We start from the raw sequence: 25,838 nt of genomic DNA on the forward strand, positions 1-25,838 counted from the left end.
AGGGGTGGAGGCAGGGCTCGCGGGTCCGTCCAACGCCGACCCGCGAGCCCGATCCTCTCCCGAAAGCAGAACCTGCGCATGCGTCGCTGGACAACCACTCTGGGTGCCTTCGTTGCCGGCGTGCTGGCGGGCGCATGGATGACCGACCGGTTCATGCACCGGGACGCTGCGCCAGCTCCGCCGCCCGGGGAAACCGCCGACCTCACGAAGGCCGGCCCGCCGCAAGAAGCCCGCGGGGCTCTCGGAGTCGGGCAGACCGCCACGGACCTTGGTCTGCTGGCCGCGCGAATCCGTGCCGAATGCGCCCGAGGTGTCTGGCAACGCACCCGAGAATGGGACCGCACGTTGGCCGCGCTGAACGGGGCTCAGCTGCAGTGGCTGGCCGAAGCCGTCGCCGACCTGCTTCGGCATCCGCTGCAACGGTCCCTGCGGGATGCCTTGCTGGGACGATGGATCGCGGTGGATCCTGCAGCGGTTCTCCATTTCCTGGTCCGTTGGCCCATGGCGCCCCTGCGCGACCAATGGATCGTGGCCGCAGCCCGCGAGTGGTTTTTCCGCGAGGCCGACGCGGCCGTGGAATGGCTGCGGACGCTCCCTCCCTCCGATCTGCGCAACGAACTTTTGGCCGAGGCCGTACACGCGTTGTGCATCTCGGATCCCCACCGGGCGCTGGCGTTGGTCGAGCTGCTGCCCTCCCCGCTTCGCGGAGGCAGTTATGCGGCAGTCTTTGCAGCCCTGGCCGTACAGAATCCCTCTGAGGCCCTGGGCCGGGCCGAACAACTCGCCCTGCCCTACTCCCAGCGGATCCAGGTCATGGAGGCCATTTTCCGGACCTGGGGAATGACGGAGCCGGTCGAGGCCCTGGCGAGGGCCGCACAACTGAGCGGCGGCCCCGAGCGGAACCGCGCCATCCGACAGATCCTCAGCGGTTGGGTCGAATACGCCCCGGACCAGGCAGCCGAATTCGTGCAGGCCATGGGCGAAAGCCCTGTTCGTAATGAAGCCATTGCCGCTCTTGTCGAGATGTGGCCCAACCAGGACATCGAAACAGCCCTGCGCCTTCTCGCCGCCCTGCCCCCTGGAACCGCGCAAGACAACGCCATGCGTCACTTGATCCCAAGCTGGGCCAACGCAGACCCGGGCGCCGCCCTCGAGCATTTGCAAAACCTTCCGGACGGCCCGGTCAAAACCGAACTGATCGCCAACGTCCTTCACTTGTGGGCCCAGGGAGACCCGACCGCCGCTCTGCAAGCAGCCCAACGACTCCCGTCCAGCCGGACCAAGCGGGAAGTCACGGAGGCAGCCCTGCTGCAGTTGGCGCTCTCGGACCCGCAACAAGCGATGACCCTCGTGCGCGGCATGGCCCCGGGCGCCGAGCGCGAGCACGCGATGCAGGCCGTGGCCCTGGCGCTGGCCGCGGAACACCCCGAACTGGCCGCAACCCTGGTGCCGGAGCTTTCCCCAACCCGCACCTCTTGGCAAACCCTGCCGGTCATTGCACGGGCCCTGGCCGTCCAACAACCTGAAAAGGCCATTGAGTGGGTGCAGTCGCTGCCTCCCGGCCCGGGCCGGTCCCTTGCCCTGGAGGCGGTCGGAGAAGTGCTCGCCGAAGCCAACCCCGTCCAAGCCCTCCAGTGGGCCCTGTCCTTGCAGCTTGGCGCAGACCAGACTCGGGTCTTGGAACGAACCATGGCACATTGGGTTCGGACAGACTCGGCCAGTGCTCTGGCATGGCTGGGCTCACTTCCGCCGGGCGCAGTCAAGGAACCCTTGGTGGCTGCGGCCGCCACGGAGCTGGCCTACAGCGCCCCGCGACAGGCGTTCGAGCTGGTCATGACACGGCTCGAGGGACAAACGCAGGAAGACGTTTTGGCCCGCGTGGCTCATGTCTGGGCGCGAAACGATCGAGAAGGTGCCCTGGCGCAACTCCACCAACTCCGCGCCGGACCCGAGCGTTCCAGGTTCCTGTTCAGCCTGGCCACGGTGGTGGCGGAGGAGTCTCCGGCAGAGGCCGCCGCGCTGCTTCAATCCTTCGCACTGGAGGGCCTGGACCCGGCCGCCGTGCGCTTGGTCGCCACCGAATGGGCCCAGCATGATCCCGCGGCCGCGGCTCAATGGTTGCAGCGTCTGGGCGACCCCGAGCTCCAGAGTGCGGCCATGGAGGATGTCATAACCTCCTGGGCTGAAGCCGCTCCCGCGCAAGCTGGCGAATGGATTCGGTCCCTCCCGACCGGCCCGATTCGCGATGGGGCGACGGCTGCTTATGTCTCCCTGCTGGCATCGCAATGGCCGGAAATGGCCACCCGGTGGATTGACCAGGTGCAGGACGCAGCCTTGCGTCAGCAACTGATTCACCGCGTTGCCCAAGGCTGGCTGGCTCGTGACCCCGACGCAGCCCGGGCCTGGATGGCGGCCCAGGGGCTGACGGGGGAAGACACCGCGCCGTGACAATGGCTCGCCCGAACTGCTTCCCCACCCATCCCGCCCGCCGCGGTGCCCGATCCAAAAAGTCGCTTGCACCCTGACTCAGGCCTGCTTCCCCGGCTCGATACATCCCGGGGACATCCGGGCGCGGAACCGCCGGCTCACCTGAAGAGAGAACCGTAATCCCCTCTCGCCCCCTTGCCAGATGCTGAGGCTGCGCGCCGGCCGGGTGGCTGCAGGAACCGAACCGACGCCCTGACCCCCTTCATCGGGCCCCCCGACCGGTGGCGGGAGGAACGCTGCGGTTCTCAAAGCACCGGCTTTCCCGAGCCGGCAGGGCATGGACGCGCATGCCTGCGACCGGCGCCTGCATATGGCCCGCCGGTCCTTTTCTTCCGACACCTGCTCGCTATGCTGAACTCGGTGAGGCTGCCATGGGATTGCGATTCTGGAGGCGCGTGAGAATCACGCCCTGGCTGTCGCTCAACTTCAGCCTGTCGGGCATGTCGGTATCCCTGGGGCCGCCGGGTGCCAAAATCACTTTGGGGCCACGGGGGACTCGCGTCACTGCAGGGCTTCCGGGTACGGGGATCTTCTACACGGTTTCCACCTCCCGGGCGAGTCCCTCCCGTGCCGGCGCTTCCGGTTCCTCGGTGCCGCCGACGCTGCCGCCCGTGGGAAGTCGCCTCAAGTTGGGCTTTTTCAAACGGCTCGTCACTCCGCAGGAGGAGGAAGACTTTATCGACGGGCTCCGAAAAATTCACGAGGACAATGACCGGGAAGGGTTGACCCTCCTGCAACGAGCCTCTCACCTGCCGGATGCAGCGTTTGTGGCGGCGTTTCTGTGTTTGAAGCAGGAGGACTGGTCCCGGGCCGCGCACCTTTTTGGCCTCGCCGCGGAACGGCATACGGAGCTCGGAAGGCTTTTCGCCAAATACGGACTCAGCATGAGCGTGGGTTTGCCCGTCACAAAGGAACTGGTGATCTACCTCATGCCGGGATTGCCTGCCGTGCTTCTCGGTTGGGCCGAAGCGCATCAACAGATGGGGCAGTGGCACGAAGCGGTGCATCGGCTGAACCAGCTGCTCGCAATGACCCCGCACGATCCGGTGGTTCGCCTGTCGCTGGCAGAGCTCTTGTGGACGTTTCCGGGGCGCGAAACGTCTTGTTGCCGCCAAATCCTTCAACTCACCGAAGAGGTGGAAAATGAGACCGCCCTTCACACCGGACTGTTGCTTTACCGGGGGCGCGCGTTGCGAACCCTCGGGCTCATGGAGACGGCCCGGACCACCTTGGAGCAGGCCCTGCGGCGGAAAAAGGATCGGCCGGGCGATCTGTTGCTGCATGTGCACTACGAGCTGGCCCTGGTATACGAGGCGCTCGGAGAAACCCGCCGGGCCCGCCGGGAATGGGAAAAAATCCATGCGGTCGACCCGGACTTCGAAGATGTCGCCCACCGACTCGGCATGAATCCCACGAGTGACGGGGTCCACAGAACCATGTAAGGTACGGCACCCGAACCCTCCTCCGCTTCTCTGTTTCCTCCCGGGCGCACGGGGTGAAAGTCTCGTTGAGGTGTATTTCCATTTTTCAGGCCCGGACGCAGGTATGCCAGGGGCATTGCCCGTTTTCCCTCGGCCTTCGCCTGTCGAGGACCCTCGAAACTTCCCCCGAGTTTTTGGCCGTCGCCAAAACCTGAAATGCGCCGGGTTCGTTGGCGCGCTTGCTTCAGACCTTTCCGTCCCCTGGCCGTGGGGAAGAGCGCGCGGTCCGAGAGTGACAGCTGCACCGCCGCCCTTCCCGGGAAAGCTGGATGGATTCCGACACCTGCCGCGACCTGCCCGGGAGATGGCAGATGCCCACAAAAGATGCGAAGGTTCCCCGCGTTCCCCCAATGGATCTCGCCCCGGCGCGGGCTCGGAGTTTCCGGGGTTTGAAGCTTGCAGGCCCAGCCGCCTTTGCCCCAACTATCCCCCGAGGATGAATCTGCCAAACAAACTCACCGTTTCCCGCCTGGGCATGACGGTGTTGCTGGTTCTGCTGCTGCAGTGGCCGCTGCCCCTGCGCGACACCGCCGCGCTGCTCCTGTTCGCCACCGCGGCCCTCACCGACTTTTTCGACGGTCGCATCGCCCGGGAGCGCGGCCAGATCACCAATTTCGGCATCCTCATGGATCCGCTGGTGGACAAGGTCCTGGTCTGTTCCGTGTTCATCGTGATGGTGGAGCGCGGACGGCTCGATCCCCAGGTGCCCGTGCAGGTCCACGCCTGGATGGCCATCGTGGTCGTCGCGCGGGAACTGGCCATCACCGGGTTGCGACTCCTGGCAGCAGCCAAGAACCTGGTCCTGGCCGCGGAACGTTACGGCAAGCACAAAACCACCAGCCAGATGCTGGCCCTCGGTGCGCTTCTAACCCTTCAGGCGGCCAGAGAGTGGCCCGTGGCGGTTGCCACGTGGTTTCAGCCGTGGTTGCCGCTTTTGGCCCTGTGCGCCGTGTGGACCGCAGTGCTGCTGACGCTTTGGAGCGGGGGGCTCTACCTTTGGCGAAACCGGAAACTGTATCTGACCGAGGTGTAGAAAATGGCCCGTCCGCCCGGGTCCGGGACACCGAACAACGCCAGGCCGCTCCCCGTGCGTCCGCTGCCCTCTGAAACTTCGGCGGAGGCCCATTCCACGAGGTTCTGATTCGCTTGCGCGCGCGACTCGGGCGCAATGGGGGGGGCACGCATGTGCGGGCAGGAGTCCCCGCCGCCCACGAGGGGTACCCCTTTGAGCCGGCAGGTCCTTGGATCGGACGGCTTCTTGGCGCTTGCCAATCCGCCGGCCGTGAATGGCGTGGGCCCGTCAAATGCGTCTCCGAACGTTCGCCCCGGCAGTGAAGTTGCCTCAACGGCCAGCTGGCGCAGACAGGTATTCTGCGTGGCCTGCCGTGCGTTCCTCCAAGGGGCTTCGGCCACGGGGCCGTCGAAAGGACCCGTCCGCAACCCCTCCCGGCCCGGTCGAAAATCCGATGGCAGCGCGGATTCGACCTGAATACATTCCGGTGGACATGGCAACCTCGAAAAACCTTCCGCTCGAGGAAAGCCCGGTTTCCGCCACGGGTGGCGGAGGGAATCCGCAGGGAATCCCCTCCGCACGATCTTCGCATGGATTCCCGAAATCCGGTTTGCTGGCGGTGGCTTTGTGTTGGATGGCGGCAGAAGTGGCCCTCCAGGCACAGTCCGTCACGCTGATTCCGACCGGGGCAGCCTGGCGCTGGCGCAAGGGCACCAACGAGGCTTCCAACCCGATCTCTGCCTGGCGGCAGGTCGCCTTCAACGACGCGGGCTGGACGGTGGGCAGCGCGCCGTTCCACTACGGCGAAGGGCTCACCGGCGGCACCCTTTTGAGCGACATGCGCAATAACTACAGCTGTCTCTTCCTGCGCACCGGCTTTGTGATCACGAACTTGAGCCAGGTGGACAGGCTGGAGTTGCTGGCGAATTACGACGACGGGTTCGTGGCCTGGATCAACGGCACCGAGATCGCGCGGGCCAACGTGACCCCTGCGAACCCCGTTTACACCAATCTGGCCTCCGCGGCTCACGAGGCCGGCACGTTCGAGTCCTTCCCCGTGCTGCTTTCGCCCGGTTCCTATTTGCGCGAGGGCACAAACGTTCTGGCGGTGCAGGTGTTCAACGTGACGCGAAGCAGTTCGGATCTGCGTTGGGATGCGCAGCTGCTGGTCCACTTCAAAACCCCCGCGACGCCGCCCGTCCTGCTCAACATCGAGCCCGCCCCGGGCAGCTCGGTCCCCGCCCTGACCCATGTGATCCTGACGTTCAACAAACCGGTCACGGGCGTGGACGCCCCGGATCTGTGGGTCAACGGGCAGCCGGCCGACCGCTTGCTCGGGGGGCCGGGGACCAATGTGTACGTATTCGAGTTTGCCCCGCCGCCCCCGGGATGGGTGGCCTTTGGTTGGGACGAAGGGCACGGCATCACCGACCTGACCGGGCAGCCGTTTGACGCCACCGACGCCTCCGCTCAATGGACGTACTTTGTGGCGGATACCTCCCCTCCGTTGGTCCAGCGCCTCACTCCCGTGCCCGGAGCCCGGGTGGGCCAACTTTCCTCGATCGAAGTCCTCTTCAACGAACCGGTCCGGGGCGTGGACGCCGCTGACCTGCTCGTGAACGGCCAGCCCGCCCGCAGCGTGGTTGGCTTCGGCCCCGGACCTTACGTGTTCGCGTTCGACTCCCCCAACCCGGGCTCCGTCCAATTCCAGTGGGCCGCCGGTCACGGCATCACCGACGAGGCCCTGCCCGCCAACGGCTTTGCCGGAGGAAGTTGGTCCGTTCAACTGGACTCTTCCGGCCAGGCCGGGGATGTGATTATCAACGAGTTTGTCGCCGTCAACGTGACCGGCTTGCGGGACGAGGATGGCGAACCTCAGGATTGGATCGAGCTTCACAACCGCGGTCCCCAGACCGTGAACCTGTTGGGCTGGTCACTCACGGATGATCCCGACGAGCCCGGCAAGTGGGTCTTTCCAGCGGTGACCCTGGCCCCCGGACAGTATCTGGTCGTCTTTGCCTCGGGCAAGGACCGCCGCACACCGGCGGGCAGCAACCGCATGCACCTCAATTTCCAACTCAACGATTACGGGGAATACCTGGCGCTCCATCCGCCGGATTATCCTCCCCACCCGCATTCGGTCTTCTCCCCCTCCTACCCCGAGCAACGCAGCGATATCGCCTACGGCCGAACCGCGGAGGACCGGTGGGCGTACATGCCCGTCCCCACTCCCGGCGCCCCCAACAGCACCAATACCCTGACCGGAATCACGCCGGAACCCCACGTGAATGTGGCGCGCGGCTGGTTCACCGAGCCGTTCTTCCTCTGGATCACTTGTCCCCTGCCCGAGGCGACCGTCCGCTACACGCTGGACGGCCGGGAGCCCACCGCGACCACGGGGTGGGTCTACACCGGCCCCCTCCGCATCACCAACACGACCACTCTCCGCGTTGCCGCGTTCGCTCCCGGGTACCTTCCTTCGCGCACCGTCACGCACACCTACCTCTTCCTCGAAGCCGTTGTGCGACAACCCACCAACCCCCCGGGATTTCCGACCACGTGGGGTACTTACAACACCTTTCCCAACAACATCGTCCCCGCCGACTATGAAATGGACTGGGATCCGCTGCGCACCGACCCGAACAATCCCGGCGCTCCGATCGATCCCACCAAACTCCAGGACCTCAAAGACGGGCTCCTCGAACTGCCGGTCCTGTCCATCGTGATGAACCCGGCGGATCTCTTCGAGTCCACCGGACTGTACTGGGCGGCCAACGTCGTCAACAAATCCTTCCCGAACAAACCCTGCTCGGTTGAACTGGTCCTGCCCGACGGGCGGACCGCCTTCGCCACGACCGCCGGAATCGAGGCCCACGGCAATGCCAGTCGCGAGCCCAGCAAGAATCCCAAACACGGCTTCAAGCTCAACTTTCGCGGAGATTTCGGGCCCGCCGTACTGGACCACCCCCTGTTTCCGGAGTCCCCCGTCACCCGATTCGACGACGTGGTCCTGCGGCCGGACTTCAACACCAGTTGGCGCCACTGGTCGGACAGCCCCAACAACGGCGCCGGCGCCTATCAGCGAAGCCGTGCCACCCGATTCCGGGATGCCTGGATCAAGCACGCCTTTCGCGACATGGGTCGGATCGCCAGCCACAACCGCTACGTCCACCTCTTCCTCAACGGTCTCTACTGGGGCGTGTATGATCTCAGTGAGCAACCCACGAAGCACTTCGGAGCCGCGTATTACGGCGGGGACGACGACGAGTACGACGCGTACGACCAGGGCATCCTGCGCGCCGGCACCGCCACCGCCTACAATGCCATGCTGGCGATCACCAACCTGACCGACAACGCCAATTACGAGCGGATGAAACAATACCTGGACGTGCCCCAGTACATCGACTATGTCCTGCTGCATTTCTTCGTCGGCCACCAGGACTGGGGATTCAACAAGAACTGGCACGCGGTCCGGCCCCGGCGTCCGGGGGGCACGTTCCAGTTCTTCCCGTGGGACGGCGAATGCATTCTGCTGAACGAGGATATCAACCGGGTCGCCAACACGGACGTCCCCGCCGGCCTGCACACCAAACTGCGCGACAACCCCCAGTACCGACTCGACTTTGCCGACCGCGTCCACAAGCACCTGATCGCCCCGGGCGGCGCCCTGACCCGCGAGGCCAACCTGGCCCGCTGGTTCTACTGGTCCAATCTCCTCTACAAACCCATTGTGGCCGAGTCCTGTCGGTGGGGTGATTACCGACGCGATGTGCATCCGTGGCAGGACGGCACCTACGTTCTCTACACCCGCGAGACCCACTGGCTGCCCGAAAACCAGCGGATGGTCACATCGTACTTCGTCAACCGTCCCGGCACCGTCCTGAACCAACTGCGCAGTGCGGGGTTGTACCCAGGCGTGGACGCCCCGGAATTTCGGCTGGGCAGCATTTCGGGGACGATCACCGCGGGCGGACCGGTCGCCCGCGGCACATGGCTGTATCTGCACAATCCGGGCACGGGCACCATCTATTACACCACCAACGGCACGGACCCCCGAGTCTATTACTCCGGGACCATCGCCGCGGATGCTCAGCCGTACAGTGGACCGATTCCGTTGCAGAGCACCGTCACCATCAAGGCGCGGGTCCTGGCCGGAGGCACCTGGAGCGCTTTGAACGAAGCGACCTTCGTGGTTGCCGAACTTGGGCTGCCCCTGGCCATCACGGAAATCAATTACAACCCGCCGGGCGGCGAGGCTTATGAGTTTGTCGAATTGCAAAACCAGGGCTCCCGGGCCGTGGACCTGAGCGGTTTCAGCTTCGACGGCATCGACTTTGTGTTTCCCGTGGGGACCGTGCTGCCGCCGGGGGGCATTCTGGTTCTGGCCAACAACGCGAACCCGGCGGCGTTCGCTGCGCGTTACCCGGGTGTACCGGTGTTCGGGTACTACCGGGGTAACCTCTCCAACGGAGGGGAGCGCATCACCCTGCTCGATCGGAACGGCAATCCCGTGTTGGTGGTGACCTACGACGACGAGGACGGCTGGCCGCTGGCGGCCGATGGCGGCGGTGCCAGTCTCGAAATGGTGGACCCGCGCGGCGATCCCAGTGCGCCCGCCTCCTGGCAGGCCAGCTCCCGCATGTACGGGAGCCCCGGCCTGCCCCCGACGCTTCCCGGTCCAGCCGCCGCCGTGGAGATCAGCGAGATCATGGCCGACAACGGAGGCAGTGTGATCCATGAAGGCGACCGACCCGACTGGGTCGAGCTTTACAACCGTAGTCACCTCCCTGTGAACCTCGGCGGTTGGAGCCTGACGGATGACAGCAATCCACGGAAATTCATTTTCCCCGAGGGCACCACGATCCCCCCGGTCGGATACCTGGTGGTGTGGTGTGACAACCGGACCAACACACCGGGCTTGCACTCGGGGTTTGCCCTGAGTCGCCGTGGCGATTCCCTGTTTCTCTATGACGCTGCGACCAACCGCGTGGATGCGGTGAGCTTCGGCCTGCAACTGACCGATTACACACTCAGCCGCGTGGATCAGGAGTGGCGGCTGTCGCTGCCGACCCCCGGGGCTCCCAACCAGGCGGCCCCCCTGGCCTCGCAGACGAACCTGTGTCTCAACGAGTGGCTCGCCAACCCGGTGCCGGGCGCCAATGACTGGATCGAATTGTTCAACCGCGCTTCCCTGCCCGTCCGCTTGCAGGGCCTCTATGTGGCCACCAGCAACGCCCTGACCCAACTTCGTTCGCTCTCGTTTGTCGCGCCCGGCGGATTCGTCCAGCTGCAGGCCGCCGCCGGTGCCGGCCCCGAGTTTCTCGGCTTCTCCCTGCCGGCCCAGGGGGATTCCCTCGCCTTGTACACGGACCGCGCCGAGCTGATTGACCGCCTCACGTACGGTCCGCAACCCGAGGGAATCTCGGAAGGAAGGTACCCGGATGGCTCCCCGTCCGTCACCCGTTTCCCCGGCACCGCCAGCCCGGGCGCGTCCAACTATCTCGCCACCTGGACCGGACCACGCCTGAACGAAATCCTGGCCCGCAACAGCCGCGCCGTCCTGAGCCCGTGGGGCGAGTACGCAGACTTTGTCGAGCTCTATAACCCGGGACCCGGCACGGCGAGCCTCGACGGTCTGGCACTGGCCCGCTCCACCAGGGAGGCAGATCGCTGGGCCTTTCCGCCGGGCCTGAGCCTGCCCCCGGGCGGCTATCTCGTCGTTTGGTGCGACGGCTCGCGCCCGGCCACGAGGGTACCCGCGGCTGCCCACAACACGGGATTCAACCTGGACGGAGAGGCCGGCGAGGTCCTCTTGCTCAACGCCCTCGGACAGGTGCTGGATCGCGTCGAGTACGGTTTCCAGGTCCCGGACCTGCCCATCGGACGGACCGAGGTCGATTGGGCCCTGTTGTCCGCAGTCACACCCGTGGCCTCCAACGCCCCTCCCGCCATCCTGGGTCCGGTCAGCGCCCTCCGGATCAATGAATGGTGCACCGCGAGTCCGGGCCAGCCCGACTGGATCGAGCTTTACAATACCAGTTCCTTACCGGTCAGTCTCACCGGCCTGTACCTGACAGACTCACCCGCTTTGCCCCTCCGCACCCGCGCCCGCCTCGGCCCTCTGAGCTTCATTGGTGGCCATCGTTGGGTCCGGTTGTACGCCGACGGGAACCCTGGGGCCGGGCCCCATCACCTGCCATTCGCCCTCGACCGAATGGGCGAGAGCATTCGTCTGTACAGCCCCGACCTGCAACTGGTCGATGCCGTGGATTTCGGCTTCCTGGCTGCCGGCCTTTCGCAGGGACGCCTGCCCGATGGCGGCACAAACCTCGTTGCCTTCGAAGTCCCGTCCCCCAACAGCGCCAACCACCTGCTCCTTACCAACGTCATCATCCACGAGGTGCTGTCCCACACCGACCCACCCTACGAAGATGCAGTCGAGCTGTACAACCCGACCGATTCGCCGGTGGACCTGAGCGGCTGGTTCCTCAGCGACAGCGAAAGCGATCCGAAACGCTACCGCATTCCCGACGGTACCATTCTGCCGGCCCGCGGCTATCGGGCGTTCTACCAGGTGGATTTTGGATCGCCCGATGGCGAGCAGGACGCTCCGCCCCGGTTCAGCTTCAACTCCGCCCGCGGCGATGCCGTCCATCTTTTCCAGGCCACGCCCTCGGGCGAGTTGACCGGCTATCGCGCCTCGGCCACCTTCGGTCCCGCCCCCAACGGTATCCCCTGGGGCATCCACCCCACCAGCCAGGGTTTCGATTTCACACTGCTGACCCATCCAACCTTTGGCGTGCTCCAGCCGACGAATGTCGCCCAGTTCCGTGCCGGCCAGGGAGCTTCGAATGCACCGCCGCTCGTCGGTCCCGTCGTCATCAACGAGATCATGTATCACCCCTTCGATGACACCAACGCCGCCGAAAGCAGCCTGCTGGAGTTTGTCGAACTCCATAACCTGGCCTCCACCAACGTGCCCCTCTACGACCCCGCCTTTCCGAGCAACTGCTGGCGCCTGGCCAATGCGATCAGTTACGAATTCCCGCCGAATTTCGTGATGCCGGCAGGAAGTTACGTGGTGCTGGTCCCCTTTGATCCTCAAACCAATGCCAGCATGCTGGGCCTTTTCCGGGCCCGCTACGGCACCAACGCGACCTCCATCCTGGGCCCTTATACAGGCCGCCTGGCCAACGAGGGCGAGCCTCTCGAGTTGTTGCGCCCCGACACTCCCCAGGCCCCGCCGCACCCTGACGCCGGCTTCGTCCCCTACTACCCGGTGGACCGCGTGCAGTATCAACCAACCGCGCCCTGGCCCTCCGCAGCGGCCGGAGGCGGTGCCTCCCTGCAACGAATTCGACCGGACCTTTATGGCAATGACCCGGCACATTGGAAAGCCGAAGCTCCCACCCCGGGCCGGACGAACGACCCCGCTGCCGGTGACCCGCCCATCATCCTGACGCCCCCGCAATCCCGAACTGCTGTGCTGGGTGAGACGGTTGAATTCACCGTGGAAGCAAGCGGCACACCGCCCCTGCGATACCAGTGGCTCCACAACAACCAGCCCCTGCCCAACGCCACCAATCAAATCCTCGTCCTCGCGATTCCATCCACCAACGCAGCCGGGTCCTATCGGGTCCGCGTGGCCAACGACTTCGGCTTCGTGCTCAGCCCGCCCGCCGAACTCGTTGTCTGGGTGCCGCCGCAAATCGTGGCCGCCCCCACCAACCAAATCGTGAAAGTCGGCGACGAAGTCCTCTTCACGGTCCTGGCCACCGGCACCATGCCCTTGTCGTATCAATGGCAACACAACGGCCTGGATTTGCCGGGGGAGACATCGGCCACGCTCCGGATTTCGGCTGCGGCTCCCCTCCATGCGGGCATTTACCGCGTGCTGATCACGAACGCGGCCGGCAGCACCAGCGCCGTGGCCCAATTAACGGTGCAGGCCCCACCCGTCATCACGCTGCCTCCCTCCGGCGGATTCGCAGTGCCCGGCACACGGTTCGAATTCCGTGTGGCTGCGACCGGAGATCCCCCGCTCATGTACCAGTGGTACTTCGGGAGCGAACCCATCGAAGGTGCCACTGCCCCCCTGCTGGTGATCGATCCTGTACGCCATGCCCACGCCGGCGATTACACCGTGGAAGTCCGCAATGCCGTGGGCGCCGTTCGCAGCGATCCGGCCCGTCTCCAAGTGGTGGAACCGCCGCGCCTCGAGGCTCTGGGCTGGTCAGAAGAAGGGGAATTCGTGGGCGTCTTGTGGGGAGAACCGGGGCGGTGGTACGCCGTGGAAGCCTCCACGAACCTGCTTGATTGGACGGAGATTGGCCGTCTCCAAACGTCCGAGACGGGTTCACTCTTTTACGACCCTGTGGCCAGCCGGGTCAGCCCGCGGTACTATCGGGCCCGATTGGTGGAGTGAGCACGGAGGCAATTCCCCGTAAGGCTCGTGGAGTTTCAATACGGCGGGCCGCGGACCTTCGGACTCAGTGTTGGAAATCCGCGGCGACCCCGGTCCAGACCGTGGGGGTCGAACGGATCCCCCGAGCAAAACTCCCGGGGCTCACGACGTTACTCGGTAAGTCCGGTCGGGCCGAAGCCACCAACCCAGCACCGTTTCGAGTAGCAGCCCCGGGGTCTGCTGCCAGCGCAACAGAGCAACCTGGCCGGGGAAATCGATGGCGCCCCGCGGGTGTGTCGGCGCAAGCGACCCCGCGGTTGAACATCGACCGGACTCGGGGACGCACGAGGACGCAGGGCGCTCACGATCGCGGAGATCAGGCCATCCCTGCGGGCATGGGCACCGAGGCTCGCCAGAACCGAAGGCCGGGTCAGGTAACCCGGCGGAAGCCCGACGGTTCCGCGAGCTTGAAGAGGAAAGCCCGTGCCACTTTTCGAAGCGGCGGTTCCCTTGAACCTCCCGGAAGCGGACTTCGATCAGAGCCACCTGCTGCACCGGTTTCTACTCATCGATTCCGGATTTCAGGGTGCTTCGATCGGAGCCCGCGTGCGCTGGCCGGCACGAAAAAGCTGCCGTCGAGAGAATCGGTCACTGAAACTCTTTCTCCCGGGTTGCCGGACAGGCTCGCTTTCCGTACAACGGCCGCATGCAGGACCGATTGCGCGGGCAGTGGGTGTTGATCACGGGCGCCTCGAGCGGGTTCGGCGCAGCCGCAGCGCGTGCCTTCGGCGCCGTGGGTGCGCGACTCCTGCTGGGAGCCCGGCGCCTGCAACGACTGGAGCAGGTCGCAGCGGAAGCACGGGCCGCGGGTGCCCCGGAGGCCCACGCCCACGTCCTCGATGTCACCAAAACAGACAGCGTGGAGGCCTTCTTCGCGTGGGTGCGCGACCGCCTCGGCGCGGGTCGCGCCCACCCCGAGCCCCTCCATGTGCTCATCAACAATGCCGGCGGCGCCCTCGGCCTGGATCCCGTCGCCGAGGGCAAGGACAGCGACTGGGAGACCATGCTCCAAACCAATGTCCTGGGTCTGCTCCGGGTCACGCGGGCGGCCCTGCCCCTGATGCTCGGCCATCCGGGTGGGGTGATCCTCAACATCGGGTCGGTTGCCGGTCACGAAGCCTACGAGGGCGGCGCCGCCTATTGCGCCGCCAAGGCCGGGGAACGACAGATTACACGGGCACTGCGTTTGGAGCTCTGCGGCACCGGACTTCGGGTGTGCTCCCTCGATCCCGGAATGGCCGAGACCGAGTTCTCCCTGGTGAGGTTCAAGGGCGACGCCGAGCGCGCCCGAAAAGTGTACGAAGGGCTTCAGCCGCTCACCGCCGAAGACGTGGCCGAGGCCATGGTCTGGATCGCCAGCCGCCCGCCCCACGTGTGCATCGACGAAATGATCATCAAGCCCACCGCCCAGGCTTCTGTGCATAAAATCCATCGCCAATGTTAGGCAGCTTGCGGCCATCGCTGTTCCGGCATCATCGGTTCCTGTCCAAGTCTATCTGGCTGGTCACAAGCGGCCACACCCATCCCGGGTGCCGAGCCGCCTCAGCCCGGTTGGGCAATGAATTCCGGACGGCTTTTTCAAGGGCGCTGCGCAGGCTCCCGGAAAGGGCCCAACTCTCCAAAGGCATCCGTGCCGCCGTTGATTCGCAAGCGTCGTTTTCCAGGGAGAAATCTCTTCTGCCCACTCGATGCCGGCTCCGGGGTCGGTGGCGACCCCGATGGTATGCAGGCCCCAGGTGCGTGTCTGCAAGTCATCGATCCACCGCGCGGAGAAACCATCCGGAGGCAGGCCCGGATGAGGCGTCGCATCGCACGAGTGGAGATCAAGTGCGCTTCAGCCCGGGTGAAACCGGGGCCCCGGACAAGCCGCGGTTGGAGAAGTACTCTGCCTGCGACTCGGGCAAGCGGAGCGGGACCAAACTGATCAACGCCCCGTTTTGGGGGCCAAGTGTCCCACAGTGGTGTTGCCGTGGTGCCCGTGGGCCACCCAGACATGTCCCCGGGAATCGACGACCAGGCTCTGGGAACTGGGGCCGCCGTGCTCATGGGGCAGGACCCGGCCCTGGTTGTAAGTCACCGGAGTCCCGATGGTGTGCCAGCAGCACACGTAGCTGCCGCCACTACGCTGCCAAAGGTAAGGCCGGATGGGATCGAGTGTTATGCCATACCTGCAGATGCCCTCGGCGGACAACCACTCCCCGTCCCGGCTTTCCTCCGGGGGACGGCTTACGGGCAAATGCACGCGCAGAAGAATGTTACAGCCCCGCTCGGAGGACCATGGGTTTCCCGCACCATCGACCATGCCGCCGTAGCCATCTGCCCCGGAATGCACCACCATTTCCCACAATGACGAGGGGATGAGTCCGTCGACCTGCAGGTGGGGTTCGGAGGCTAAAAGCCGCCCACCCAAATCTCATTCCTCCTGTCCACGGCCACAGTCCTGGTACCGACACAAGGCACGCGGACGTACGCGGTAATCGCTTCGTCCTCGGCACTCGACACGCCACCGGCCGAATCCACACCCGTGGCCGGGTCCCGACGGTTGGTCCAGGGCAAAATGTCGGCCAACCCCTGCGAGGTGTATGTGAAGCCGTCGCCGTCGCGGTCGAGACAGGTGTTGTACCCTGCATTGGAGAGCGCGATGTAGAGCCCGTCGGGGTCGGGATAGAACGCGCCGTTGCTTTTGGAGAATCGACTGCCGCCGAGGGTCAGCCCGATCCGGGTCATGGAGCCGTACCCTCTACCCCGGATCTCCAGCGTGTCTCTTCGGTTGGCCACGCAAATGTTACCGAACTGATCCACGGTTGTGCGAGAGGGATCCGGCGGATGCGGCAGCCCTGCCGGAGCGGTGAGATACTCGCCCACGACCTGTCCGTTGGTGGTGTTGATCCGAACGAGGGTACCCTGACCTGAGCACGCCACCGCAAGGAACGGGAATTGAGAGGGAAGTTGGGACTGGAACTGCAGTTGCCCGTCTCCTAACCCCTGAGCCGCCAGCAAGCCAATCCGCACGCCGTGGTTGAAGTCGGCCACCGTGATGAACGTTTTGGTGTAGGGCCCCAGAATCCACACGGTGGCAGAGGACTGGCCGGGCTCGATCTCGCAAGGACTGGCGTTGGTCGTCAGGGTCAGGGTGACGGTTTCCGTCCACTCCGGTTCGAGATCCTGGACCGTGTCGAGGGCGATCTCCACAGCCGGCTGACCCGGCGGCAGCGTGACCCCTACCTCCGTGGGATTGGGCGTGGCCGGCGCCAGCTGAAAGTCGGTCCCCAAGCGGGCTGAGCCGCTCAGCCGACAGGCCGCGATCAGGGGCTGGCCCAGGTAACCGCCCTGCAGCCACACCCGCCACCGGGCGGTCCGGTTCGCCGGCTGTTCGGTCGTCACAGAATCCACCACCACGATCCCCACCCCGGGACCGATCCGGTCATCCGCCGGATCCTCCGGGTCCGTGTGGGTCATCCGCTGCTCGAAGGCATCCGACAGGCCCCCACCGTCGAAATCATTGGTCCGGGCAAGCCGAAAATAAATCGCGGGGCGGTCAGGTTTGTGAGAAGCAGGTTGGTCTGGTACGGCAAGGTCCGCTGCAGCCAGCTCCAATTCGTAAGGTTCAATTCTGCCCCGAAGGGACTCAGGTTGGTGGTGGCGAACAGATCGTATGCGGCACCGGCCTCGGGCGTGTGGATCCTGAACCAGCCCGCCTGATTCGTGACAGTCACAAGTTCCAGCCAGAGATCCCGTTCACCGCCCGGCCCTCCGCAAGGCTGGATCCCGTTTCCCGAACCTCCGATGGAGCTTCGCGGCAACCGCACGGCGGGGCCCACGTCCGAAGGGCGAACGAGGCCGAGCCGTTGCTCGGCCTCCCTCAGCAGTTTGTCCAGCTCCACCAGGGCCGCATAATCGACCGACCGATCATCGACAACATAGTGTCCGGGATCCTGGAGCGCATACACGGGCAGCGCAAAGTCTCGCCCCATCGGCGGTAACACGGGCCAGGGCGGTTCATCCCGGGCAAGCAACCAAAAAGGGGCCGCCCTCCAGAAGCTGCTTGGACCGTACAGCCTCCAACAGGGGCAGAAGGGGATCCTGGGTCACCTCTGAACCCCGGCCCTGCCCGAGGGATTGGGAGGCTGCCAACAGCCATGGACCAGTGGCCGCGCTCGCCACGACCAGCGCCGTTCCGACCCGGCGTTGCCTCCTCATGACCCCTCCTCGCGAGCAGGTTCCCGGGCCTTTTTCCGGACCTCGTGTGCCCGGTATGCTGTTGCGAACGGACTCTGTCCCGCCGCCACGGCAGGAGGGTCTGCGGGTTATCCCTTCGCTCTGCGGAGACCCGGGGCGTTCCCGGACGTCGCGCAGCCCAAGATTGCTCGTGGCGCTGCTGGTGGGGATGGTCAAGCCCAACGTGGCGAGGAACAAGGGGCACCGGCGCATTTCAGCTTTTGGACATCGCGAAAGCGGGGGCATTGGGAGCCTCCCGGGCACGGGAAAGCCGAGGGGCCATGGCATCCCGCGGGGACCTCTGAGTTCGGGACTCACAAACGAATCGCGCCCGCCGCTGCCCACAGATCGCGCGCGCTCAACCCCGCGCCGCAGGCGCATTCAGTTCGGGAGCCCGGGCCAAGACACCGGGTATTCGGTCTGCAAAACCCACCGCCCTCTGAAAGGGCGTAACTCCGTGGGCCTTGCAAGGGGCGGGCATCCTCACCCCGAGTTCCGCCCTTTTAGGGCGGGAAGTATTCGACGGCCTGACTCGAGGGACAGCTGCGCCAACACCGGACGCGGGTTGCCAGCTGAAGTGTGATTTCGGTCGGAGGGGTACGTTCCGTCGCCCTGACAAGCGCCCGGCATCCTCTTTGTGTCCCCAACCCGGTGGGGGTCCGCGATAGGGCAAGGTGGCGGCCTGTTAGCGAGAGGTCCGGGGGTCCCGGCTCTGGCAAAACCCCGACCAGGGAAGGTGGTGTTCGCCTGCGGGCGGCCCGGCCTCGCGCGGCGGTCCAAGCAGTTTGGCGCGGCCGGATTCATCCGCGTAGGGTGGATGTGCAATGGCTGGCCGGAGCGTTGCGGGCTCGCCGGGTGGCGGGACCTTGTCGGAGTCCCTGCCGGGGGTAACCGGGCACGGTCAAGCCTGCTGGCAAGTCCGGCAAATCCATCCAGGCCGGAGAGCCGCAGCCCAAACCCCGCATTGACGCCCCGGGACGTTGTCGCCTTTTTTGCACTTCCGCTTTTGTCCTCATTTTGCCCCTTGCGGATGGTGCCGGCCGGGAGTAGAAGAGCAGTAACAATACCCGCTAATGAGACTCTGGAGGCAGAGTTCTGAGGCCCAAACATGCGGCCTGCATGACGACGGCGGGGCATTGGGCCCGCCGGGCCGGAGGGCCAATGTGATGGAGCGGGCTGTCATCTTGATCTGTCCATGGGAATGGATGCTCATGTTCCTCCCGGAGAGCTCGAACGGAGCGGGTAAGGACTGCGCGCCAGGCGAGCAAGTCGAAGGGATGTCCTCGCGAGACCTCGGGTAAAACGAACCGCGCAAAGGAAAGGAGGCAATGCGCATGATCCAAAGGGTTGTTGCGAAGATGGACGGCCGATCCTGATTCTGGGCGGCCTGATGGGACTGTTGACTCTGGTGGGCCAAAGTGTAGCGATTCCTGGCAAGGAGGAGTGCGTCGCGCGGCTCAACACTTTCAAGGGCTGTCCGTCCAACTGCGTCGGCTCGTGTTATCAGCTCGTGTTCGATGGATGCCACGACTGCGTGGAGGGGGATTCTGCGTGCGATCCGCCCGCGGGGCCGTGCTGGAGTTGGGTGGAAAAAGCGAACTGCGTAGGTGCTCAGGGAGGGTGCCAGTGTGGCGCTTGGTGGCCCGTTACCGAGCGCACCCAAGCGAGCAATGGGTGCAGCTGAGAGGACTTGGCCCGAGAGGGTTACCCCTCGGGCAACGCGAGATTCATAGCATGTTCGTGAACGGGGCTTCGTCTTGTCCAGCGACCCCTTCTGGCGATGGGTGCGGAAAAGCGATTTTACCCGCAGGAGCGTGCTTCGACAGGCTGTGAGTGATCTGGTTTTATGAGAGCACGGAGCGGGTGGCGTCCCGGAGGCCCGGTTTTGGCGCGGCGGGAGTTCCGTCGGGCAGCGGTAAGTCATGTGTGCGCGTGCTCAACAAGGGCGCGAGGAGCGATGGTGGGGCTTTGGATCTTCGCCATGGCCGTCGGCTGGGCGGGGAGCTTTTCGGACGCGGCCGAGGTGCAGTTTCAGGCCGAGGGAGTGGCCACGATGCACCTGGTCGGCTCAGTTTTCGAGGACACCGGGGAACCCTCGCGAAGTGCGCACTTTACCGTGGCGGTCTCGAATGTGTGCTGGTTTATCCGATGTCGGTTCCGTCACTCGGATTACGTGGAGTATGGATCCGATGGGGCCTCGGTCGTTGTAACTGTGGGAATGCCCAGGCTGCCGTCGGATGGCCGTCGCCCACCGCTCCAGTTGTTCTCGGTGCACCCAGTCCATGACCGGTGGGGTTTCGATCCCTGGACGCACGCAGTGTGGTTTGCGTGGGCTTCGGGGCACTACTTCAAAGATCGTAGCCTGCGGGACCTGATCCCTCCATTTGGAGCGGCAGGCAGCGATCCGGCTGCCTATGCGTATGAGGCGGAAGGCGTTTTGACCAACGACGCTTATCCCCTGCCGGTTCGCATGGCCTTCCGGGTGAGTGAGGAACGCCTGCGCAATGCACCCTTTCACCCGGAGCTGTTCCGCCAGCGTCCCGAACAGAGACATCGGCCTTTGGACTTCCTTCGACCCGGCGCCCTGGGGGGAGAGTACCGGGCGAGCGATTGGGCGCAGATCCATGGCCTTTGGATTCCTCGCCGATTCGAGCTGTTGGTGTATCGTGAGTGGGATCAGGCTTCGCAGGCCTCGGGCTCCCCGGCGCTCAAAGGCAGAGTTGAGGGAGTTATCACGAACCTCCTCGAACGGGTTGTTCACGTGGGCCCGCCACGAATGGAAGGGGTGGCGCGGGTGGTGGACTACCGACTTGCGGAGGGGCGGCCGGGGGTGGCGCACGGAGAGTATTACGTGACCAACGGGGTGTGGCCGAGTTTGGAGGAGGCGGCCCAACGCGCACGGTTTTACACCTGGCGAGGTGGGCACGGAGGGGTGTCATTCGACGCGGGGAGTCTCCCGCCTGAGGTTTCCCGGAGCAGACGCGCCGTACTCTTGGGTATCTTTTGCGCACTGGCCCTGGTGCCCTTGGGGGTTTGGGTATCTCGCACCTGGCAGCGCGCGACCAGAAAATCTCAGGATCGGCTGTCATCTTGAGGAGGTTCTCCGCTCAGCGGTTTCTGGGGCCGGGCCGTTCCGAGCCGCAATGAAATTGAGACCGGGCCGAGTCCCAAATCGGACACTGCCGGGGAAAGTTGTGCGGGGCGACGGACGTCGGGTGGCTCCGCCGGGGCGAGAGAGCGACACGAGCCCGGAAGCAACGAGACCTGGGGGAAGGCGGGATCTTGGTGAAGTGGGGGCGGACTTGCGGCGGTGCATGATCCGGCGGAGAATCCTGCGAAGGAATCCCGGGGAACAGTATGAAGTGCGGCGTTTTTAAGGCCCCGTTTGGGTGTCGGGGACGGAAGATGGGCCGTCCAGGGAGCCGGTGGGCGGTGTTCGGGGCATTGGTGGTCCTGTGCAGTTTGGCGGTGACGGGACGGCGGCTGTGGGTGTGGGCCACCTATCCGCGGAAGGCAATCGCGGTCGCAGAGGCATTGGGGCATGTGAGTATCCTGCAAAAACCGCCGCTGGTGGATGAAAGCGGAAACTGGGCGGCTCTGGTCCGTACCACGGAACGCGGGATCGAGATCGCCGTCGTGGATCTGCGGGACGGCCGATCCCGGTCACTGGCCGAAACGCCGGATGGGCGATACCACGCCAATTTGACCCAGTTGTTGGGCTGGCGCTCGAACGGACCGGAACTGGCCTACTGCATCGGCGGATTGATGGAGGTGTGGAACGCCGACCGAGGCCGTGTCCGGACGATGAATCCCGGTGGCAAACCTGTGGGGATGCAATGGATGGAGGGACGCGGATGGCTGTGTGTAACCTCGGATGGGAGGTTGCAGCAGCATTCCTTTGAGCCGGGCGCAGGGCGGGGTGGGCAGGAATGGCTTTTGCCGGTGCACGCCGGCGAGGTGCGCGCGTTTCGGGTGATCGGACCGGATCGGATTGCGTGGGCGGACAGGACGTCGGTGTGGGAGGGCGATCTGGGCACGGGACGGTGGCAGGCGGTGTGGAGGGACGACCGTGGCCAGATTACTGCGTTGGATCATGACCCGGTCCGGGATTGGTATCTGGTGACGTACAGCTACCGTACCAACCGCATGACGGTGAGTCAGTTGGTGGCGGTGCGGGGTTCGCGTGCATCCGGGGGTGCGCAAAGTCGTGTATTGGTGGACGAGGAATCGGTTTTGGACGGGTGCTGGCTACAGGGATCGGAGGGATGGGCCTATCGGAGTGTGCGCAACAACCGGCCTCGTGCCGTCGTGCACACCGGTTGGTGGGGAGGCACAACCCGCGTGTTGGAGATGGAAGCGGTGTACGGGCTGTGCGCGGCGCAAGGGGGTCGGGTGTTGTTCCTGCACGGGTCGCTTTCGAACGAACCTCCGGGGTTGTGGCGGTATGAAGCCGCGACGGATCGTCTGACGTGCGTGTGGTGGCCGCTGGAGCCGGGGGTGAATCTGCCGGCGCTGCAGCCGGTGTTGGCCGGGCGCGCACCCCGGGGCGCCGGTCATTGGGCGTCCTTCGATCTTTTGCCGCCGGCGGGTTACCAGCGAGGTCGGAAGTATCCGCTCGTCATCGGGTTGGGGGCTTACGAGTGGACGCCCATTGCCCATGCGGTATCTGCACAAGCCCTGGCGCAAGCCGGTGCCTATGTGGTCCTGGTAAAATATCGATGGGACCAGAGCCGGATCGAAACCGTGTACGACCATACCAATCACGTCCTGGCCGTGGAGAGACTGATGCGGGAACATCCGTCGGTGGATGTGGATCGGGTGTACCTGTTTGGATTTAGTGCCGGCACGGCGGTGGTAAGCACGTTGGCGGAAATGTATCCCGCTCGGTATCGAGGGATCATGCTGTTCAACCCGGTGGCTTTCCCGGGGCCGCGGGCCGGGCTGACGCGTCGGGTTCTGGCCACCTATGGCGAGGAGGAAGGGCTGGGCACGCAACTTCAGCGACAGCAGGTGGCATTTTGTCGCGCAGGTGTGCCCTTGGAGTGGTACGTACATCCGCACGGAGGTCATGTGATCCGCGCCCGGGCCAGTTTACGTGAGCGGGCCTTGTGGACTCTGGATTTTGTCTTTGGGCGGTGAGGACCTGGCGCCGTCGCCAGCGCCCGTCGCAGAACCGCCCGGAAGCCGGTGGCGCAGTCCGTGCGTCGTGGCCTTTCAACTCGGGGCGCTCGCGGACGACCGGACGCGGGCAGTGGGGCTCGAGCGGAAGCATGAACGGCGCAGAATCAGTTCGTTTCCGAGCGCGCCCGCTCTTGTGGGCGCCGGCCTTTTCCCGGAGGCTGTGGTGGGGTGGAAGGCAAAGGAGCGGGATTCCGAGCCGGCCGGGCGGGGCCGCTCGATCCCGGGAGGAACACCGTTACTGACAAGCCGGGCTGCCCGTTTACGCAGGGCTCGATGTCAGAGTTCGCCGAGTTTTGGATATCTCGGGAGCGGGAAGGCCAAAGGAATCGACCATCGCGGGATACCTGCATTCGGCACAACCGGTTGAAACAGGCGGGTCGTGCGCATGACCATGGGCGTCGATCCTCGAACGCGGGAAGGTAACTCTGACGTGACGGGCAGGAGCGGGGCTTTGGCCGGTGGGCGCCTCGGGCAGGGGATTTTGGCCGGGGCAGGTTGGGCGGGGGCGGTCGGGTTGGCGTTGACGTTCGAGCCCCTCGCCCGCCGGGGAGCGGTCAGCCCGGCGGGGGCGGAGCACTTTCGAGATCTGTGGGCCTGGGTCGCCGACCCGCATACGCAATGGATGATTTCCGTCACACTGGCCTTGTATCTCGCGGGTTTTGGGGTGATTGCGTGGCGAATGCAGGCAAGAAAAGCAGTCCGGTGGCGAGATGGCTGGCTATGGCTGACGCTGGCACTGCTTTGGGGCGGGGTGAGTTATGTCCGAAGTTACAGGGAGGCCGGAGGGGCCGTGGGTTATGTGGCATGGCTGGCGGGCGCGGCATTGGGCTGGGGGATGTGGTGGTGGGTCGGGGGCGGGTGGCAGCGGCCCCGGTTGGGGCGCGGGTTGTACCTGTTGGGGTTGCTGGTGGGCTGGCTGGCTTTTCTGGGCACAAGGACGTCTCCGGAGGGTTCGCCGATTCGGTATCGGGATGTGGAAAGGTGGTCGGGGTTTTGGGGACATCCGAACGAGGCCGGTCTTTTGATGGGGTTGGGGTTGGATCTCGCCCGGGGCCGTGCACCGTTCATGGTATGGCAGGGACGGACCGGCGGATTTCGGGGCAATCGGACAGAACGCCTATCTGTCGCTGGTGGTGCAATGTGGCTGGCCGGGGTTGGTTTTGCTGGCAATGGCCGCGGGGACCCTGGGACGGCCAATCGAGCGCGGGCCGTGGGGAACTGAGGCGGAGCAGGAGGCAGGTCGCCGTTTGGCAGGGACCGCGCTGGCGGGCGCGGCCGTATTGCTCACTGGATTCTGCTTTTGGCCGGGATTGGAAACGGTGGGCGCCGGGGCGTGGGTGTGGTCGTTGTTGGCGTTGGCGTCGGCTTTCGGATGGTTGCAAGAAGGCAACCGTTCGCCGGGATTGCCGACAGGTTGGCGTGTGTGGTGGATGGGCTTGATTGGGTTGGCCTGGGCCGGGTTATGGGTTTGGGCCAAAGGCGGCGACGAATTCGAGAGACAAAGGGTGCGGCTCCGGGACGACGCGGGAAGGCGGCGGGAGATTTGGTGGGTCGAGCCCCGGGGTGCGGGGCCGAAGGGGCCGTGGGTGATTTACGCGCCGGAGCCGGGGCAGTCGTGGCCGTCGTGGGGAGCGCACGCGGTGCAGTTGGCAGGAGTGGGCTTGCGGGTGGTTGCAGTCCCGTTGAATGCCGGGGATGAAGCGGAGGCGATGCGGAGCCTGGCCGCGGTGAAGGCGTGGTTGTTGGGTTGGGGGGAGTGTGGCGGGGGACGCGCCGTGTGGGTGGCCCACGGCGGAGCGGCAGCGGCGGTCCTGCGTTTTCTTGCCAGGGAGGACTTGGCGGATCCCTGGGTGTGCGTCGAGTCGGGGCCAACGTCGGGATTGCTGGCGATGTTGGCGATGTTTCGGGATTCGGACAAAGAAGGCGATGTCTGGAGCCGTTTGGGATCTGGCGAATGGATTTGGGGCGGCTGGGCGCCGGGGCGCGCGGAGTCTTCGTTGGAGGAGGGGCAGGAAGAATTGCGCCGCACGGGAGCCCGGGTGGGTGTGACGCATGTGATGCCGCTTGCGCATGTGGGGTTGGACCAAGATCGGCTCCTGTTCCGGGTCGCCGGCGAGGCGTGTTGGCGATTGTGGGGATACGGAGAGGTCGCTCGCCACGCGATGTCGTGGACCGCGCCGGTCGATCGCGGACCTTGGTGGATGGGGTTGCTGCCGTCCCTGGCATGGGCGATCGGCATGGGGGTGTGGCTGAAGCGAGAAAAGACGCGATCCGGACCTTCCCCGGGCGCGGGTCGAGCCGTGGAGGGCTCGGGGCTGAATCGGACGTTGCGGGTGATACGCGTTGGGGCCCTGTTGCTGGCTCTCGCTGCGCTGGTCTGGCACGGGCTGCATTGGGGGCTGCTGCAATCGCCCGCCGATGAAGGGACGGCCGGGTGGGCGCGGAAACGGTTGGTCGCGGACGAGGAGAGGGCAGACTGGGACCGGTTGATGCGGCGGATGGACTGGCGGGGCCGGCCGTGGCGTGTGGCGTGGGAACACGCGCATTTGGTGGCATACAACCGTTTGCTGCTGCCGTGGGGTTTGCCGAAGGAGGTGGAAGAACGTTGGGTACTGGACCCGCGGCTGAGCGATGAAGACGACGGTGAGTTGGAGTGGCGGCGGTGGTTGTGGGAGCGGTTGTATCCGCGGGTGCGAAAGGAGCCGACCATTTCGAGCGCTGTGGGAGTGGTGGTGGGGTATCTCCGGAGCCAGGTGGGCACCGGTTGGTGGGGGGAAGATAGCGATCTGCGGCGCATGTGGTCCCTGGGCTGGGCAACGGCCCGCGGGTTTGAACTGTTGTGTGTGGCGGGTCTGCGTTCGGTGGGCATCCCGGCGCGCCGGACGACCTCCGAAGGGGTGGTGTACTGGGAGAACGGCCGGTGGCACAAGGTCCCCGTGGTGACGCGCGGGGCCGGACGTTGAGCGCGTCGGCGGGAGGTTCCTTGCCGCTCGGG

12 protein-coding genes are annotated in these 25,838 nt (G+C 65.4%); 9 read left to right on the forward strand and 3 right to left on the reverse strand.

Annotation, left to right across the window (positions count from 1 at the left end; all coding sequences use genetic code 11):
- Nucleotides 1–78 precede the first annotated feature (78 nt).
- From ACPDIT_RS04580 to ACPDIT_RS04600, 5 genes are all read left to right on the forward strand, one after another.
- Nucleotides 79–2,448 (forward strand): hypothetical protein, encoded by a 2,370-nt coding sequence (locus tag ACPDIT_RS04580; protein WP_423441976.1) that lies wholly within the window; start codon nucleotides 79–81, stop codon nucleotides 2,446–2,448.
- 410 nt (nucleotides 2,449–2,858) lie between these two features.
- On the forward strand, nucleotides 2,859–3,929 hold the full coding sequence (locus tag ACPDIT_RS04585) for a DUF4236 domain-containing protein (protein ID WP_423441977.1): 1,071 nt from the start codon (nucleotides 2,859–2,861) through the stop codon (nucleotides 3,927–3,929).
- Between the two features lie 475 nt (nucleotides 3,930–4,404).
- Entirely contained in the window at nucleotides 4,405–5,001 is a 597-nt protein-coding gene (gene pgsA / locus ACPDIT_RS04590) for a CDP-diacylglycerol--glycerol-3-phosphate 3-phosphatidyltransferase (RefSeq protein ID WP_423441978.1), read from the forward strand.
- 472 nt (nucleotides 5,002–5,473) lie between these two features.
- Nucleotides 5,474–13,405, forward strand: coding sequence for a lamin tail domain-containing protein (locus ACPDIT_RS04595; protein ID WP_423441980.1), 7,932 nt, complete (start codon nucleotides 5,474–5,476; stop codon nucleotides 13,403–13,405).
- Between the two features lie 685 nt (nucleotides 13,406–14,090).
- Nucleotides 14,091–14,888, forward strand: a complete 798-nt coding sequence (locus tag ACPDIT_RS04600) for an SDR family NAD(P)-dependent oxidoreductase (protein WP_423441982.1) — start codon at nucleotides 14,091–14,093, stop codon at nucleotides 14,886–14,888.
- A 480-nt stretch (nucleotides 14,889–15,368) separates the two neighbouring features.
- Here the strand turns inward: ACPDIT_RS04600 and ACPDIT_RS04605 are convergent, their stop codons facing one another.
- From ACPDIT_RS04605 to ACPDIT_RS04615, 3 genes are read right to left on the reverse strand one after another with little or no spacing between them, the layout of a single operon-like run.
- Nucleotides 15,369–15,782: a hypothetical protein gene (locus tag ACPDIT_RS04605; RefSeq protein WP_423441984.1), complete on the reverse strand. Its 414-nt coding sequence runs from the start codon at nucleotides 15,780–15,782 to the stop codon at nucleotides 15,369–15,371.
- 53 nt (nucleotides 15,783–15,835) lie between these two features.
- A complete protein-coding gene (locus ACPDIT_RS04610; RefSeq protein WP_423441986.1) occupies nucleotides 15,836–16,903 on the reverse strand; it encodes a hypothetical protein in 1,068 nt (355 codons plus the stop codon).
- Nucleotides 16,900–17,430 carry a hypothetical protein gene (locus ACPDIT_RS04615; protein WP_423441988.1) on the reverse strand — a complete coding sequence of 177 codons (531 nt, stop codon included), beginning with the start codon at nucleotides 17,428–17,430 and terminating at the stop codon, nucleotides 16,900–16,902. Before ACPDIT_RS04615 ends, ACPDIT_RS04610 begins: the two co-directional genes overlap by 4 nt.
- A gap of 2,189 nt (nucleotides 17,431–19,619) precedes the next feature.
- Between ACPDIT_RS04615 and ACPDIT_RS04620 the strand changes: the two genes are divergently transcribed.
- The 4 genes from ACPDIT_RS04620 (at nucleotide 19,620) to ACPDIT_RS04635 (ending at nucleotide 25,806) form a co-directional block, all read left to right on the forward strand.
- The gene (locus ACPDIT_RS04620; RefSeq protein WP_423441990.1) at nucleotides 19,620–20,756 is read left to right on the forward strand and encodes a hypothetical protein; all 1,137 of its coding nucleotides are present in this window, start codon (nucleotides 19,620–19,622) and stop codon (nucleotides 20,754–20,756) included.
- A gap of 311 nt (nucleotides 20,757–21,067) precedes the next feature.
- Nucleotides 21,068–22,801, forward strand: coding sequence for a hypothetical protein (locus ACPDIT_RS04625; RefSeq protein WP_423441992.1), 1,734 nt, complete (start codon nucleotides 21,068–21,070; stop codon nucleotides 22,799–22,801).
- Between the two features lie 433 nt (nucleotides 22,802–23,234).
- Nucleotides 23,235–24,065, forward strand: a complete 831-nt coding sequence (locus tag ACPDIT_RS04630) for a hypothetical protein (RefSeq protein ID WP_423441993.1) — start codon at nucleotides 23,235–23,237, stop codon at nucleotides 24,063–24,065.
- 25 nt (nucleotides 24,066–24,090) lie between these two features.
- Nucleotides 24,091–25,806 (forward strand): hypothetical protein, encoded by a 1,716-nt coding sequence (locus ACPDIT_RS04635; RefSeq protein WP_423441995.1) that lies wholly within the window; start codon nucleotides 24,091–24,093, stop codon nucleotides 25,804–25,806.
- Nucleotides 25,807–25,838 lie beyond the last annotated feature (32 nt).

The organism is Limisphaera sp. VF-2 (assembly GCF_049537125.1).
Taxonomy (GTDB): Bacteria; Verrucomicrobiota; Verrucomicrobiia; order Limisphaerales; family Limisphaeraceae; genus Limisphaera.